At 74.2% G+C, this 13,831-nt stretch carries 16 protein-coding genes; 6 read left to right on the forward strand and 10 right to left on the reverse strand.

The window, feature by feature from the left end; translation table 11 throughout:
- Positions 1 to 3 precede the first annotated feature (3 nt).
- A complete protein-coding gene (locus FHU28_RS19835) occupies positions 4 to 189 on the reverse strand; it encodes a hypothetical protein (RefSeq protein ID WP_241826394.1) in 186 nt (61 codons plus the stop codon).
- A gap of 100 nt (positions 190 to 289) precedes the next feature.
- Between FHU28_RS19835 and FHU28_RS19840 the strand changes: the two genes are divergently transcribed.
- Positions 290 to 1,324: an NAD(P)-dependent alcohol dehydrogenase gene (locus tag FHU28_RS19840; protein WP_184686028.1), complete on the forward strand. Its 1,035-nt coding sequence runs from the start codon at positions 290 to 292 to the stop codon at positions 1,322 to 1,324.
- A gap of 15 nt (positions 1,325 to 1,339) precedes the next feature.
- Here FHU28_RS19840 and FHU28_RS19845 read toward each other — a convergent pair whose 3' ends face one another.
- Together FHU28_RS19845 and FHU28_RS19850 are read right to left on the reverse strand one after the other, a co-directional pair.
- Positions 1,340 to 2,131 (reverse strand): DUF2785 domain-containing protein, encoded by a 792-nt coding sequence (locus FHU28_RS19845; protein WP_184686029.1) that lies wholly within the window; start codon positions 2,129 to 2,131, stop codon positions 1,340 to 1,342.
- A 9-nt stretch (positions 2,132 to 2,140) separates the two neighbouring features.
- Positions 2,141 to 3,286: a geranylgeranyl reductase family protein gene (locus FHU28_RS19850; RefSeq protein WP_184686030.1), complete on the reverse strand. Its 1,146-nt coding sequence runs from the start codon at positions 3,284 to 3,286 to the stop codon at positions 2,141 to 2,143.
- Positions 3,287 to 3,423: 137 nt separating this feature from the next.
- On the opposite strand from FHU28_RS19850, the gene FHU28_RS19855 reads away from it, so the two are divergent.
- Both FHU28_RS19855 and FHU28_RS19860 read left to right on the forward strand, forming a co-directional pair.
- A complete protein-coding gene (locus FHU28_RS19855; protein ID WP_184686031.1) occupies positions 3,424 to 3,660 on the forward strand; it encodes a hypothetical protein in 237 nt (78 codons plus the stop codon).
- A gap of 71 nt (positions 3,661 to 3,731) precedes the next feature.
- Positions 3,732 to 5,186 (forward strand): MFS transporter, encoded by a 1,455-nt coding sequence (locus FHU28_RS19860; protein ID WP_184686032.1) that lies wholly within the window; start codon positions 3,732 to 3,734, stop codon positions 5,184 to 5,186.
- On the opposite strand, the gene FHU28_RS19865 is transcribed toward FHU28_RS19860, so the two are convergent.
- Positions 5,159 to 5,716, reverse strand: coding sequence for a helix-turn-helix domain-containing protein (locus FHU28_RS19865; protein WP_184686033.1), 558 nt, complete (start codon positions 5,714 to 5,716; stop codon positions 5,159 to 5,161). The genes FHU28_RS19860 and FHU28_RS19865 overlap by 28 nt on opposite strands.
- 71 nt (positions 5,717 to 5,787) lie before the next feature.
- Between FHU28_RS19865 and FHU28_RS19870 the strand changes: the two genes are divergently transcribed.
- The gene (locus FHU28_RS19870) at positions 5,788 to 6,129 is read left to right on the forward strand and encodes a hypothetical protein (RefSeq protein WP_184686034.1); all 342 of its coding nucleotides are present in this window, start codon (positions 5,788 to 5,790) and stop codon (positions 6,127 to 6,129) included.
- Positions 6,126 to 7,043: an alpha/beta hydrolase family protein gene (locus FHU28_RS19875; RefSeq protein WP_184686035.1), complete on the forward strand. Its 918-nt coding sequence runs from the start codon at positions 6,126 to 6,128 to the stop codon at positions 7,041 to 7,043. Before FHU28_RS19870 ends, FHU28_RS19875 begins: the two co-directional genes overlap by 4 nt.
- 346 nt (positions 7,044 to 7,389) lie before the next feature.
- On the opposite strand, the gene FHU28_RS19880 is transcribed toward FHU28_RS19875, so the two are convergent.
- From FHU28_RS19880 to FHU28_RS19895, 4 genes are all read right to left on the reverse strand, one after another.
- Entirely contained in the window at positions 7,390 to 8,130 is a 741-nt protein-coding gene (locus FHU28_RS19880; RefSeq protein WP_184686036.1) for a hypothetical protein, read from the reverse strand.
- A gap of 211 nt (positions 8,131 to 8,341) precedes the next feature.
- Positions 8,342 to 9,442 carry a DUF3626 domain-containing protein gene (locus FHU28_RS19885; RefSeq protein WP_184686037.1) on the reverse strand — a complete coding sequence of 367 codons (1,101 nt, stop codon included), beginning with the start codon at positions 9,440 to 9,442 and terminating at the stop codon, positions 8,342 to 8,344.
- A 118-nt stretch (positions 9,443 to 9,560) separates the two neighbouring features.
- Positions 9,561 to 10,190 (reverse strand): MBL fold metallo-hydrolase, encoded by a 630-nt coding sequence (locus FHU28_RS19890; RefSeq protein ID WP_184686038.1) that lies wholly within the window; start codon positions 10,188 to 10,190, stop codon positions 9,561 to 9,563.
- Positions 10,187 to 11,275 (reverse strand): S-(hydroxymethyl)mycothiol dehydrogenase, encoded by a 1,089-nt coding sequence (locus FHU28_RS19895; protein WP_073829418.1) that lies wholly within the window; start codon positions 11,273 to 11,275, stop codon positions 10,187 to 10,189. The genes FHU28_RS19890 and FHU28_RS19895 overlap by 4 nt, the downstream gene beginning before the upstream one ends.
- A 139-nt stretch (positions 11,276 to 11,414) precedes the next feature.
- Here FHU28_RS19895 and FHU28_RS19900 point away from each other — a divergent pair, with 139 nt between their 5' ends.
- Positions 11,415 to 11,828 carry a hypothetical protein gene (locus FHU28_RS19900; protein ID WP_184686039.1) on the forward strand — a complete coding sequence of 138 codons (414 nt, stop codon included), beginning with the start codon at positions 11,415 to 11,417 and terminating at the stop codon, positions 11,826 to 11,828.
- 32 nt (positions 11,829 to 11,860) lie between these two features.
- On the opposite strand, the gene FHU28_RS19905 is transcribed toward FHU28_RS19900, so the two are convergent.
- The gene (locus FHU28_RS19905; RefSeq protein ID WP_184686040.1) at positions 11,861 to 13,141 is read right to left on the reverse strand and encodes an MFS transporter; all 1,281 of its coding nucleotides are present in this window, start codon (positions 13,139 to 13,141) and stop codon (positions 11,861 to 11,863) included.
- Complete coding sequence (locus tag FHU28_RS19910) at positions 13,138 to 13,788, reverse strand: GntR family transcriptional regulator (RefSeq protein WP_184686041.1); 651 nt, start codon at positions 13,786 to 13,788, stop codon at positions 13,138 to 13,140. The genes FHU28_RS19905 and FHU28_RS19910 overlap by 4 nt, the downstream gene beginning before the upstream one ends.
- Positions 13,789 to 13,831 lie beyond the last annotated feature (43 nt).

Raw genomic sequence — 13,831 nt, forward strand, 5'->3', positions numbered from 1 at the left:
CCGTCAGCCGCCCGCGCGCAGGTGCCACTCCGACTCCCCGCCGACCGGGTCCGGCCGGTCCGGCGGGGTCTCGGTCTCCACGGACCCCGCCAGGTCCTCCGGGCGTACCCGGGCCGGCAGCTCGCCGAAGCGGACGTGCCGCAGGAACGCGTACTCCTCGTCGGTGAACGACTCGGCCGGTTCACTCATGACCGCATTGTGCGCCCACCCGTCCCGCCGGCGCATCAACCGCGACGGCAGGGGTATGCCGCCGCGACGACCGTCGGCGACGAGGTGGAGGCGACACGACATGCGCGCAGTACGGATGACCGCACCCGGGGTGCTGGAGCACACGGAGGTGCCCACGCCCGAGGCCGGCCCCGGCGAGGTGCTGCTGCGCGTCGGCGCGGTCGGCGCCTGTCACTCCGACCTGCACATCCTCGACGCGCCGGCCGGGGTGTTCCCGATCCCGATGACGCTCGGCCACGAGGTCGCCGGCACCGTTGACACGGTGGGCGCGGGAGTGGACGGCTGGTCGCCCGGCGACCGGGCCGCGGTCTACGGGATCATCGGCTGCGGCCGGTGCCGGGCCTGCCTGCGGGGCGACGAGAACCGGTGCCGGGTCACCCCGGTGGGCGGCGTCGGGCTCAGCCGTGACGGCGGGCTCGCCGAGTACGTGGTGGTGCCCGCGTCCCGACTGCTGCCGGTCGGCGACATGGACCTGACCCAGGCCGCGCCGCTCACCGACGCCGGGCTTACCCCGTACCACGCGGTGGAGCTGGCCCGGCCCCGGCTGCGGCCCGGCACCACCTGCGTGGTGATCGGCATCGGCGGGCTGGGGCACATGGGGGTGCAGATCCTGCTCGCCACCACCGCCGTGCGGATCGTCGCGGTGGACACCAGCCCCGCGGCGCTGGACCTGGCCAGCCGGCTCGGCGCCCACCACGTCGTGCAGGCCGGCCCGGACGCGGTGGAGAAGATCCGTGAGCTGGTCGGGCCGCCGCCGGACGGCGCGGACGTGGTGCTCGACTTCGTCGGCGCGCAGGCGACGCTCGACACCGGCCGGCAGGTCGTCGCCACCGGCGGTCAGTTGCTGCTGGTCGGCCTGGCCGGCGGTACGCTGCCGGTCCGGCCGGTCGCCGACGAGCCGCCGCCGGTGCCGATGGAGACCGGTGTGGTGGTGCCGTTCTGGGGCACCCGGGCCGAACTGCACGAGGTGATCGCGCTGGCCCGTGACGGCCGGCTGCACGCCGACGTGCAGACGTTCCCGCTCGCGGAGGCGCCGCAGGCGTACGAGGCGCTGCGCCGGGGCGACGTGCACGGGCGGGCGGTCATCGTCCCCTGACCGGGCCGGGCGCGCTCAGCCGTGCTGGAAGACCGGGGCGAGCACCTCGGCCAGGCGTGCCTTGACCGCGTCGCGGTGCGGCTGCGGCAGCGCTGGCGCGTCCCGGCTCAGCCCGATGCCGGTGTCCAGCAGCACGTACAGCGCCCGCAACGTCCGCATGCTGTTCGAGGCGTGGGCCGGGGTGGTGCCCCGGGGCAGGGCGGCGTAGCCGGCCGCTACCGGTTCCAGCCAGGCGAGCGCGTCGGCGCGCGACAGGCCGGGCCGGGCCAGCACCAGCGCGACGGCGCGGGCCAGCCGGTCGTCCTCCTGCTCGGCGAAGAGGTGGTCGGTCGGCGCGACGAGACGCGCCGCGGCCAGGTCGAGCATGCTCGCCGGGTCGACCGACGGGTGGCGGCCGAACGTGGCCAGCAGGTCGGCGCCGTGGGCCACCGCGTGCAGCCAGCCGAGCTTCGCGTCGTGCCCGCGCAGGTCGGTCTCGGCCGGGTACCAGGCGCGGAACGCGGCCGGCCAGGCCGGGTCGAGGTCACCCCGGCTGACGATCATGTCCAGTACCAGCGGCGCGAACGTGCGGGCCTGGATCTCCGGGTCGGTGAAACGCTCGGCCATCAGCGCGCCCAGCCTCGCCCGGCGGGCGGCGTCGATGACGTCCCGGGCGATCCAGGTGCGCAGTACCACGTAGGGCGCGCCGTCCCGGACCACCGGGTCGGGGTCGCGCAGCGCGGCGGCGAGTTCGGCGACGAGGTCGTCCAGGTCGCGGCCGTCCGGCACCGCGTAGTCGCGTTCGCAGACGAGATCCCAGTCGGTCACCGCGCCAGGTTAACCGGCCGTGGCGCGCGCCCTCGCGGGCAGCCGGTCGAGCAGCGCCAGCCCGGCCCGTACCGGCCGCCGGTCGAGCATCTCGGCGAAGCTGGCCCGGCCCTGGCAGAACCGGACGAACATCCGCCAGCCGGGCGGGCTGGCGAGCATCGCGTGGAACACGTCGGGCCGCCGCTCGAACGTCTCCAGCAGCCGGTGCCCGGCGCGCATCTCCGGCGTCAGCCGCCGGTCGACCTCCCGGGCGTACGCGTCGAGGTCGCCGCCAGCCACCGCCTCCCCGGCGAGCCGCCCGGAGCGCAGCGCGTAGCTGATCCCCTCCCGGCTCCACGGCTCCAGCAGTCCGGCCGCGTCCCCGGCGACCAGCACCCGCCCGTGCCGCAGCGGGGAGTCGTCGGCGCGGCAGCGGGTGAGGTGACCGGAGTCGTGCTCCGGCGTCACCCCGGACAGTCCGAGCCGGTCGGTGAAGTCGCGCAGGTAGGCGCGCGTGCGGTCGCCGTCGCCCCGGGCCGAGATGACCCCCACGGTGAGCCGGTCGCCTTTCGGGAAGACCCACGCGTACGAGCCGGGCAGCGGCCCCCAGTCGAGCAGCACCCGGCCACGCCAGCGCTCCCGTTCGGCGGCCGCCACCGGCAGTTCCAGTTCCAGCCCCAGGTCGACCTGGCGGAAACGCACCCCGGCGTGCCGCGCCGTCACGCCGGAGGAGCCGTCCGCACCGACCACGGCACGGGCGCGCACCACCTCGCCGTCGGCCAGGCGCAGGCGTACCTCGTCGGGGTCCTGCTCGATCGCGCGGACCGCGACCCCCTCGCGGACCCGGGCGCCGGCGGCGACGGCGGCGGCGCGCAGCCGGTCGTCGAACTCTTCCCGGCGGATCATCGTGACCAGCGGCGACGGGTGGCGGCGGGTGAACGCGCGTCGCCCGTCCCGGGTGAACGTGATCCGGTCGACCCGGTCGTGGGCGGGCACCTCGACGCGGTCGGTGAGCTCGGCCAGCGAGGTGCCGATCAGGCCGCCGCCGCAGGTCTTGTAGCGGGGGTGGGTGGCCCGTTCGACCACGAGCGTGCGGACGCCGGAGCGGGCCGCGGCGTGCGCGGCGGAGAGTCCGGCGGGCCCGCCGCCGACCACGACGAGATCCCAGATGATCACTGGTGCAGCCTAGGGCACCGCCGTGCCGCGCTGCCCGGTACGACAGTCGTTCGGGTGGGCATCATCGCCGCCGGCCCGGGTAACCGCCGGTTGCCGGCCGTCCGCCGGTCGGAGGGTCCACGCCGAGGAGGGAAGCGATGCCTCAGGTCCAGCTGTCCGCGGTCGAGGAACGGGTCTACCAGGCGGTGTCCGCGCTGGAGGCGCAGGGACACGTCCCCTACCCGGACCTGATCGCCCAGGAGACCGGGATGACCGAGGAGGAACTGCGCGAGCCGCTGCACTCGCTCACCGAGCGAGGGCTGCTGCACCGCGAGGACTCCCCGATGTCCGGACTGGACTTCGGGCCGCGGTGGTGCGCGCGACAGATGGCGTGATCGGGTCGTTTGCCCCACCGGGCGCCGGGTAGCGGTCGCACATACTTGATCGACGGTCTGTGGGGGGCACGATGAGCGAGTGCCGGTCGTCGACGCCGGGGCCGGACACCGGCTCCGACGACCGGCGCCGCTGGCGCGCGCTGAGCGTCGGCCTGATCGCGGCGTTCATGACGCTGCTGGACGTCAGCATCGTCAACGTCGCGGTGCCGTCGATCGACCGGGCGCTGCACGTCACGCCGAGCGATCTGCAGTGGGTGCTGTCCGGGTACGCGCTGACGTTCGGCCTGGTGCTGGTGCCGGCCGGGCGGTTCGGCGACGCGCGCGGGCGGCGTACCGCGTTCGTGGTCGGGGTGGGCCTGTTCACGCTCACCAGCGCGCTGGCCGGGCTGGCCCGCTCCCCGGAGTGGCTGGTCGTGGCCCGGCTCGTCCAGGGTGCCGCCGCCGGTGTGGTGAACCCTCAGGTCAGCGGCATGATCCAGGAGTTGTTCCGGGGCGCGGACCGGGGTCGCGCGTTCGGGCTGCTGGGCGCCACCATCGGCATCTCCACGGCGGTCGGCCCGCTGCTCGGCGGGCTGCTCATCGCGGTCGGTGGCGCCGAGCACGGCTGGCGGTGGGTGTTCTTCGTGAACATCCCGGTCGGGATCGTGGCGATGCTGCTCGGCTGGCGGCTGATCCCGTCGCGGCCGGCCGGGCACGCCGACCGGCACCGCCTCGATCCGCTCGGCGTGCTGCTGCTCGGCGCCGGCGTCACGGTGATCCTGCTGCCGCTGGTGCAGCGGGAGCAGTGGCAGGGCCCGGGCAAGTGGCTGCTGATCCCCGTCGGCCTGCTGCTGCTGGCCGGGTTCGCGCTCTGGGAACACCGGTACGCCCGGCGCGCCCAGCCCCTGTTCGACCTGCGGCTGTTCACGATGCGCTCGTACACGCTGGGCGCGCTGATCGGCCTGATCTACTTCGCCGGGTTCACCGCGATCTTCTTCATCTTCACGCTCTACCTGCAGATGGGGCTCGGCTACAGCGCGCTCGTGGCCGGTCTGGCGATCACCCCGTTCGCGCTCGGTTCGGCGCTCGCCTCCGCGCTCGGCGGCCGGGTGGTCACCCGGTACGGCCGTCCGCTCGTGGCGATCGGGCTGCTGGGCGTGGTGGTCGGACTGATCGCGACCGACCTGGTGCTGGCCGGCGGGCCGCACGAGAACGTGCCGCTGCGGACCGCGCTGCCCTTGCTCGTAGCCGGGCTGGGCAGCGGCCTGGTGATCGCGCCGAACCAGACGCTCACGCTGTCCGAGGTGCCGGTGCCGATGGCCGGCAGCGGCGCCGGCATGCTCCAGACCGGCCAGCGCATCGGCTCGGCCGCCGGCATCGCCGCGGTGGGCGCGCTGTTCTTCTCGACGCTCGCCGACGACCGTGGGGACTGGGGTACGGCGTTCCGCCACTCGCTGCTGCTCGCCGCCGGGATCGTCGTGCTGGCGCTGGGCGCCGCCGTGGCGGACATCGCGCTCGGTCACCGGCGCTCGGCGGGCCGCTCCTGATCGGCGCCGGGCAGCAGGACCGTGGTGACCAGCCGCCGGGTGCGGCCGGGTCCGGGGCCGAGGGCCGCGTACTCGGCGAACAGCGCACGGAACCGGGTGACGAACTCGGCGGTCTCGGCGTCGGTGGTGTGGAACGCGTTCTGCCGGTAGCCGGCGACGTCGCGGGCCAGGTCGCCCCCGCCGCTGTCGAGGTAGCTGTCGAAGTCGGCGAGCAGGCCCGCGACGAAGGTGAGGAACGCCTGGCGGTGCCGCTGCGGGCTCATGGCCCGGGCCTCGTCCGGGTCGACCGAGGCGGCCGCCTCGGTGAGCCGGTAGCTGCGCTCGACCGCGCCGCGGGCCCGCCGCTCCCCCACCGTGTGCAGCACGCCGTGGTCGGCGAGCGTGGCGACCTGCCGGTAGAGCGTGGCTGGCGGGACGTCGTGCAGTTCGGCGCGCAGGTCGGCGGTGGTGAGCGTGCGGCCGCCCAGGAACGCCTGGACGATGCGCAGCCGGACCGGGTGCATCAGCAGCTCCACGGTGTCGAGTGCCACAGTGGCTCCCCTTTTTGTTATCGCCTCCGGTAATGTTCTCACTGACGATAACAGAAGCGAGGAGTTCGCCCATGGCCACCATCGACCTCACCCCCGACCGCGTCGACGTCCGGCTCACCACCGCGGAGAAGATCTGGGCCCTGCGCGGCGACCTGTCGTTCCCCCGTGCCGCCGTCAGCGGCGCCGTCGTCGTGCCCGACGGGGCGCGCGCCACCCGCGGCATCCGGGCCCCCGGCCTCGGCATCCCCCGCACGCGCAACGTCGGCACCTGGCGCGGCAGGGCCGGCAAGGAGTTCGTCAGCGTCCGCGGCGGCCAGCCGGCCGTCCGCATCACCCTCACCGGCCAGGCGTACGACTCCCTGCTCATCGGCGCCGACGACGCCGACGCGCTGGCCGCAGCGGTGCTGCGGTGACGATCGACCGCCCGCTCGCCGTGGACTCGGCCGGGCAGCGGCTGTCCGGCACGCTCACGCTGCCCGACGGCGCCGGACCGCACCCGCTGGCGCTGCTGCTGCCCGGCTCCGGACCGATCAACCGCGACGGCGACCACCGCCGCCTGCCGCTGGGCATCCAGCGGCACCTGGCCGCAGCGCTCACCGGGGCCGGTTTCGCGGTCGCCCGGTACGACCGGCAGGGCGTCGGCGAGAGCACCGGCGAGTTCATGCGTACCGGCTTCCACGACAACGTCGACGACGCGGCCGCCGTGCTCGCCGCGCTGCGCGACGACCCGGCATTGGACGCCGGGCGGATGTTCCTGATCGGGCACAGCGAGGGGGCGCTCACCGCGATCGCGCTCGCCGCGCGCGGCGTACCGATGGCCGGTCTGGTCCTGCTCTCCGCGCCCGGCCGCACCGGCGCCGAGGTGCTGCGCTGGCAGGCGGGACGGCTGCTGCCCACCCTGCCCGCGCCGGTACGTCTGGTGCTCCGGCTCACCCGCACCGACCTGGTGGCGAAGGTGGCCCGCAACCACGAGAAGATCCTCGCCACCGACAAGGACGTGGCGTGGGTCGGCGGGCAGCGGCTCAACGCCCGCTGGTTCCGGGAGTTCCTGCGCTACGACCCCCGGCCGGACCTGGCCCGCGTCGACGCCCCGATCCTCGCGCTCACCGGCGACAAGGACCTCCAGACCGATCCGGCCGACCTGCCGGTCGTCGCCGCCCACGCGGGCGGGCCGACGCAGACCCGGGTGCTGCCGGACGTCACCCACGTGCTGCGCCGCCAGCCCGGCCCACCGTCGCTGCGGGCGTACCGGGACGAGGCGAAGCAGCCGCTGGACCCGTCGGTGGTCGAACCGGTGCTGTCGTGGCTCGCCGCGCACAACGGCTGAGGGCACACGAAAGGCCGGCACCCGGATCGGGTGCCGGCCTTTCGTCAGGTCTTACTTGTTCCAGTGCTCGGCGACGATCTCGGCGGCCTGCTTCCCCCACTGCGCGTACGCGTCGGGGTAGGCGCTGACCTGCACGGTCTGCGCGGCCTCGGTCAGCGGCATGTCCTGCCAGCCGTCGACCTGGCCCGCCCACAGGTCCGCCCTCCCCCGTCGATCTTGGAGTTGCGGCGCCCAGGATGTCCGTTATCCGAGGTCTGCGAGGTGCCACAACTCCAAGATCGACGAGATCCGCCCACGCGAGAACGGCCGGCCCCGGAGGGGCCGGCCGTTCTCCAGGGATGTCGGGTCACCAGACCTGCTGGACGATGTCCGCCGCCTGCTCCTCCCACTGCGCGTACGCGTACGGGTAGGCGGACACCTGGACCGTCTGCGCGGCGGCGGTCAGCGGCAGCTCCTGCCAGCCGCCGACGTTCTTCAGCGCGCCGAAGAACGCCTTGCTGGAGTACTCCGGGTCGGTGATCTGCTCGGACGTGCCCCAACCGGACGACGGGCGCTGCTGGAACAGGCCCTCGGAGTCGTGGTCGTTGTACGCGCCGAGGTGACCCAGGTTGTACAGCTTCGACTCCTGCAGGGACGTGGCGACGCCGATCACGGCGCCCCGCTCCCCCACGCCCGTCTCCTTGGCCGCCTCGACGATGGCCTTGGCGTTGTCGAACTGCGCGTCGTCGAGCGGGATGCGCGACTGCGCGCCCTCGACGCCGTGCGGCACGAGCTTCTCCTTGGCCGGGCGGCCGGCCCTGGTCGGCACCTTGTCACTGCCGGTGGTCTGGCCGGGCTTGACCGCCTCGGTGGCGGTCTTCTTGCCGGTGGCCAGGTCGATGGCGGCCTTGGCGCCGGCGTGCGGGCCGCTGGTCACGGGCGCGGCCACGGCGGTGGGGCCGACGGCCAGGCCGCCCAGGACGGCCACACCCGCCACGCTCAGCACGGCACGGCGGTTCTTGGCGACGGCGACGGTCTTCGCGACGGCGGTCTTCGCCACGGCGGTCTTCGCGATGGCGGGGAGCCATCGAGTGAAGTGTTGCTTCACGATGGTTGCCCTTTCGATCGTTACGACGCGCTCCGGGATGAGCGCCCCTCGGGGGACTACCGCCGGGTAGGTGTTTCGGTTCCGACGGTATGGGGGACACAACGAGCCCGCAGTGTCGGTCATTCCGGAAATGCCGGGCAGTGCCGAGGCTGCGGTCCATGTCACCCGCGATTCCGGGCAGCAGGGTCGTGCCTGCGGCAGAGCGGGACGATCAGGCCGGAACGCCGAACCGGACCAGCACGTGCCAGAGCTGCTTGAGGTGCTGGAGCGTGACCTCGGCCGGTCCCCGGTCGGCCCAGCGCTGCGGCTCGCGTACCACCGACGCGGCTGCGCGGCCGATCAGTTCGGCGTGCAGCGGCTGCCCCGGGCGGGCGAACTCGGCGTGCACGCGCACGGCGAGCGGGGGGATGTCCGGCCCGCGGAACTCGGCGTCCACCCCGTCGACCGGCAGCACGAAGCCCGGGTGGTAGTACAGCGTCAGCCCGTGCCGTCCGGCGATCCCGGCCAGGCGCCGTCCCACGTCCGTGTCCCGGAACGACGGGTCGACGACGAGCGCCTCGACGTCGCGAGCGAGGTTGATCTCGCCGTGCACCTGCGCCTCGATGTAGTCGTCCAGCGCGCGGCCGACCCGCCCGGACTCCTGTTCCCGGCGGCCCAGCAGCGTCCGCAGCAGCGCGCCGGTGTCCATGCCGGGCGCGCCCAGGGCGACGCCGGTACCGGCGGTCGCGGTCAGCAGCGCCGCGAACACCGGCTCGAAGACGTCGACGGTGCCGAACTCGGTGGGCCCGATGTGGCTGTCACCGAAGCTGAACGTCGCCCGGGCCAGCGCCTCCGGGCGCAGCCGCAGGTGGCAGGAGCCGAACCGGGGGCACGCGCCGTCGGCGTGGTCGAGCAGGTTCAGGCCGCCGTACTTCGGGCGCTCCGCCGGGAGCACGCCGGGACGCTGGTACGCGCCGCCGAACATCGCCTGCTCCCACACGTCCCGGTCGCCACCCGGGTACGCGGTCAGACCGCCGTTGGAGACGCCGGTCTCGAACTGGCTGCGGTAGACGCCCTCCTCCTCGAGCGCCTCGACGACGGTACGGCCGCCCCGCAGCACCCGGTCGGGGTGGAAGTTCAGCGTCAGCCGCCCGTACCCGGTGATCGCGGCGACGACCTCCTCGTACCGGTAGGTGGCGCCGGAGGCGGCGAGGTGCCCGGCGATGACGGCGAGCGCCGCCGGGCGGTCGCGCAGTGCGACGTCGCAGACGTGACGCAGCGCGGCGGACTGGGCGTCGGTGAGGGTGGCGACGGGCACGGGCCCGAGTATCACCGGACGCGACGTCGCGCGGCCACACGGTTTCCGTGCCCGTCCGGAGCGGACGGGCACGGAAACGCCGCGCGGGCCCGGACCGGACTGCTCCGGCCGGGCCCGCGCGGGCGGGAGGTCCTCAGTGGCCTCGGGCGATCCACTCGTCCAGGTGCGGCGCCTCGGCGCCGATCGTGGTGTCGTCGCCGTGCCCGGTGTGCACCACCGTCTCCGGGGGCAGCGTGAGCAGCCGGGTGCGGATCGACTCGACGATGGTGCCGAAGTCGCTGTACGACCGTCCGGTGGCGCCCGGCCCGCCGGCGAACAGCGTGTCGCCGGTGAAGACCGCCCCCAGGTCGGGGGCGTACAGGCTGCACGCGCCGGGGCTGTGGCCGGGCGTGTGCAGCACCCGCAGCGTGGTCCCGCCGACGGTGATCGTCTGCCCGTCGGTCAGCTCGCCGTCCGGGGCCGTGTCCGGGTGCACCATGTCCCACAGCACCCGGTCGGCCGGGTGCAGCAGCACCGGCGCGCCGGTGGCCCGGGCCAGCTCGGGCGCGACCCGGACGTGGTCGTCGTGGGCGTGGGTGGCCACGATCGCCACCACCCACCGGTCGCCGATCAGCTCGCGGATGGCCGCCACGTCGTGTGGCGCGTCGAGAACGACGCACTCGGCGTCGTCACCGATCACCCAGACGTTGTTGTCGACGTCGAACGTCTGGCCGTCCAGGGAAAACGTGCCGGAGGTGACGGCGTGGTCGACGCGGGCGGTCACGGGAAGACCACCACCGAGCGCAGCACGTCGCCGTGGTGCATCCGGTTGAACGCCTCCTCGACCTGGTCGAGGGCGATCTCCTCGGTGACGAACGCGTCCAGGTCCAGCCGGCCCTGCCGGTACAGCTCGGTCAGCATCGGGAAGTCGCGGCTGGGCAGGCAGTCGCCGTACCAGCTGGACTTGAGCGCGCCGCCGCGCCCGAAGACGTCGAGCAGCGGCAGGTCGACCGTCATCTCCGGCGTGGGCACGCCGACCAGCACCACGGTGCCGGCCAGGTCACGGGCGTAGAACGCCTGCTTCCAGGTCTCCGGACGGCCGACCGCGTCGATCACCACGTCGGCGCCGAAGCCGCCGGTGGCCGCGCGGATGGCCTCCACCGCGTCGTCCTCGGAGGCGTTGACGGTGTGGGTGGCGCCGAACTTGCGCGCCCAGTCGAGCTTGCGGGAGTCGGTGTCCACCGCGATGATCGTGGTCGCGCCGGCCAGAGCCGCGCCGGCCACCGCCGCGTCGCCGACGCCGCCGCAGCCGATCACCGCGACCGAGTCGCCCCGGGTCACGTTGCCGGTGTTCATGGCCGCGCCGAGACCGGCCATCACGCCGCAGCCGAGCAGGCCGACGGCCGCCGGCCGGGCCGACGGGTCGACCTTGGTGCACTGCCCGGCGTGCACGAGCGTCTTCTCGGCGAACGCGCCGATGCCGAGCGCCGGGGTCAGTTCGGTGCCGTCGGTGAGCGTCATCTTCTGCGTCGCGTTGTGGGTGGCGAAGCAGTACCAGGGGCGGCCCCGGCGGCAGGCCCGGCACTGGCCGCAGACCGCGCGCCAGTTGAGCACCACGAAGTCGCCGGGGGCCACGTCGGTGACGCCGTCGCCGACCTGCTCGACGATGCCGGCTGCCTCGTGGCCCAGCAGGAACGGGTAGTCGTCGTTGATGCCGCCCTCGCGGTAGTGCAGGTCGGTGTGGCAGACGCCGCACGACTGGATGCGGACCACCGCCTCGCCCGGCCCCGGGTCCGGCACCACGATGGTGGTGACCTCCACGGGCGCGCCCTTGCGCCGCGACACGACTCCCCGGACTTCCTGGCTCACAGTGCCTCCCTTGTTGCGTACTTCTGCACCCCGAACCTACCGCTGATCATGACGCGCGAACCAATGAAGCCCGCCGGATTGTCCTGGTCATGACCGGGTACCCGGTGTGCCGGTTCTACCAGGTGGGACGGGAGTGATCATGAGGCTGTCGCATGCGCCGCTGCGGGTCGCCATCGGCGCGTACATCCTGAACTCCGGGCTGGGCAAGCGGGGCCTGGAGGGTGAGGCCGCCGCGGGCATGCACGGCATGGCGGTCGGCGCGATGCCGCAGCTGCGGCAGATCCCGCCGGACCGATTCGCCGTGCTGCTGTCCCGCGGCGAGACGGCGCTCGGCGCGGCGCTGCTCGCACCGTTCGTGCCGTCGTTGCTGGCCGGGGCCGCGCTCACCGCGTTCGGCGCCGGGCTGGTGCAGCTCTACTTGAAGACGCCCGGCATGCGGGAGGGCAGCAGCCTGCGGCCGAGCCAGGAGGGCATCGGGCTGGCCAAGGACGTGTGGCTGCTCGGCGCGGGGCTGACCCTGGTGCTCGACTCGCTGGTGCGGCACCGGCGCTGACGCGCCCGCGTACCACTGGTCCGTCCGCGTCCTCAGACGGGCGCCGCGGCCGTCGCGGCGGCCCGGTCGGCGGCGATCCGGCGCGCGGCGTTGCGGTAGCGCAGCACCTGCGCCGCGCCAAGCGCCCAGAGCAGGAACTGCACGGCGAACGCCCAGCGGAACGCGGACAGCGGCGGCGCGTCGTGACCGGCCGGGGTGGCCAGGTCGAGCACCAGGCCGACGGCCAGGATCAGCACGATCGAGGCGGCGAAACCGCCGACGTTGACGATGCCGGTGGCGCTGCCGATGCGGTGCACCGGGTTGAACGTGCGGGCGTAGTCGAACCCGATCATCGAGCCGGGACCGTTCACCGCGAGCACCACCACGAGCGCCACCAGCAACGCGTTCGGCGCCCGGCCGGGCCAGGCCAGCACCACCGCCCACATCCCGGCGGTGGCGGCGGTGATGGCGAAGACCAGCACCGAGCGGTGGAACGGGTAGCGGCCGCACAGGTGCGCGAGCACCGGCCCGCACCCGAGCGTCACCAGCGTCATCACGGTGAGCAGCCCGGCCGCCGCGGTGGGCGAGAAGCCCTGTCCCTGCACCAGGAACGGATAGCCCCACAGCAGCGCGAACACCGAGCCGGAGAACTGCGTGACGAAGTGCGTCCACAGGCCCAGCCGGGTGCCCGGCTCGGCCCATGCCTCGGCGAGCTGGCGCCGCACGGTCGCCAGGTCGGGGGCGAGCGCTGTGGCGGTCTCGGCGTGCGGGGTGTCGCGTACCGCGACGAGGATCATCAGCACCACTGTCGCGCCGAGCGCCGCGGCGGTCAGGAACGCCGGGGTCCAGCCCGCGCGGTGCAGCAACAGCACCAGGGGTACGGCGCCGAGCACCGCGCCGAGCTGGCCGACGGTGCCGGTGAGCTGCACCAGCAGCGGGTTGCGCCGGCCCGGGAACCAGAACGCCACGATGCGCAGCACGCTGATGAACGTCATCGCGTCACCGAGGCCGACCAGCACCCGCGCGGCGACGGCGGCCGGCACGTCGGTGGCGACCGCGAAGACGAGCTGCCCGGCCACCATCAGCACGCCGCCGGCCAGCAGCAGCCGGCGTGAGCCGTAGCGGTCCAGCAGCACCCCGACCGGGACCTGCATGGCGGCGTAGACGGCCAGCTGGGCGACGGAGAACGTGGCCAGCGCGGAGGCGTTGATGTGGAACCGCTCCGCCGCGTCGACCCCTGTGACGCCGAGTGAGCTGCGGTGGAACACGGCGGTCAGGTACGCGGTCAGCGCCACCGCGTACACCAGGGCCGCGGGCCGGCGGGACACGCTCACCGCAGCGTCCCGAGCATCCGCGCGGCGGTGTCGATGTGCCCGGCGACCGCGTCGCGCCACGCCTGCGGGTCGTCGCCGTCGAGCGCGGCGAGCTGACCGGCGTGCTCGGTCAGGGCGACCTCGGCCCAGCCGGGTGAGAGCCGGAAGCTCGCCTCGCCCATGCGCAGCTGCCGGTCGCGCAGCCGGTGGTAGAGCTCGGCCAGGATCTCGTTGCCGGCCGCCTCGACCACCGCGGCGTGGAACGAGCGGTCGGCGTCCATCAGCGCGCTGATGTCACCGGCGGCGTGCGCGCGGCGCATCTCCTCCAGCCACCGGGCCAGGTCGGCGCGCAGCGTGGCGCGGCGGCTCCAGACCCGCTCGGCGGCGTGCAGCTCGACCAGCCGGCGGGCCTCGATGACGTCGGCGATCTCCCGGGCCGACACCGGCCGGATCAGCGCGCCACGCTTCGGGTAGAGCTTGACCAGGCCCTCGGTCTCCAGCCGCAGCAGCGCCTCCCGGACCGGTGTGCGGGACACACCGGTCGCCTCGGCGATCTCACCCTCGCTCACGAGCTGGCCACCCGGGTAGACCTGTTCCAGGATGGCCTGCTTGAGGTGCCGGTACGCCCGCTCGGCGGCGGACAGCGCGGTCCGGCTGGGATGCGTCATGTATCTAAGCTTGCTCCCCGGGCCACCCGGGCGGTCCGGGGCG

It is taken from the genome of Micromonospora echinospora (assembly GCF_014203425.1).
Lineage (GTDB): Bacteria > Actinomycetota > Actinomycetes > Mycobacteriales > Micromonosporaceae > Micromonospora > Micromonospora echinospora_A.

Excerpts from the sequence above, each read along its gene's own strand:
- FHU28_RS19910 (WP_184686041.1), bottom strand. The coding sequence starts at position 13,788 with ATGACGCATCCCAGCCGGACCGCGCTGTCCGCCGCCGAGCGGGCGTAC.
- FHU28_RS19835 (WP_241826394.1), bottom strand. The coding sequence starts at position 189 with ATGAGTGAACCGGCCGAGTCGTTCACCGACGAGGAGTACGCGTTCCTG.
- FHU28_RS19840 (WP_184686028.1), top strand. The coding sequence starts at position 290 with ATGCGCGCAGTACGGATGACCGCACCCGGGGTGCTGGAGCACACGGAG.
- FHU28_RS19870 (WP_184686034.1), top strand. The coding sequence starts at position 5,788 with ATGGCCACCATCGACCTCACCCCCGACCGCGTCGACGTCCGGCTCACC.
- FHU28_RS19860 (WP_184686032.1), top strand. The coding sequence starts at position 3,732 with ATGAGCGAGTGCCGGTCGTCGACGCCGGGGCCGGACACCGGCTCCGAC.
- FHU28_RS19900 (WP_184686039.1), top strand. The coding sequence starts at position 11,415 with ATGAGGCTGTCGCATGCGCCGCTGCGGGTCGCCATCGGCGCGTACATC.
- FHU28_RS19855 (WP_184686031.1), top strand. The coding sequence starts at position 3,424 with ATGCCTCAGGTCCAGCTGTCCGCGGTCGAGGAACGGGTCTACCAGGCG.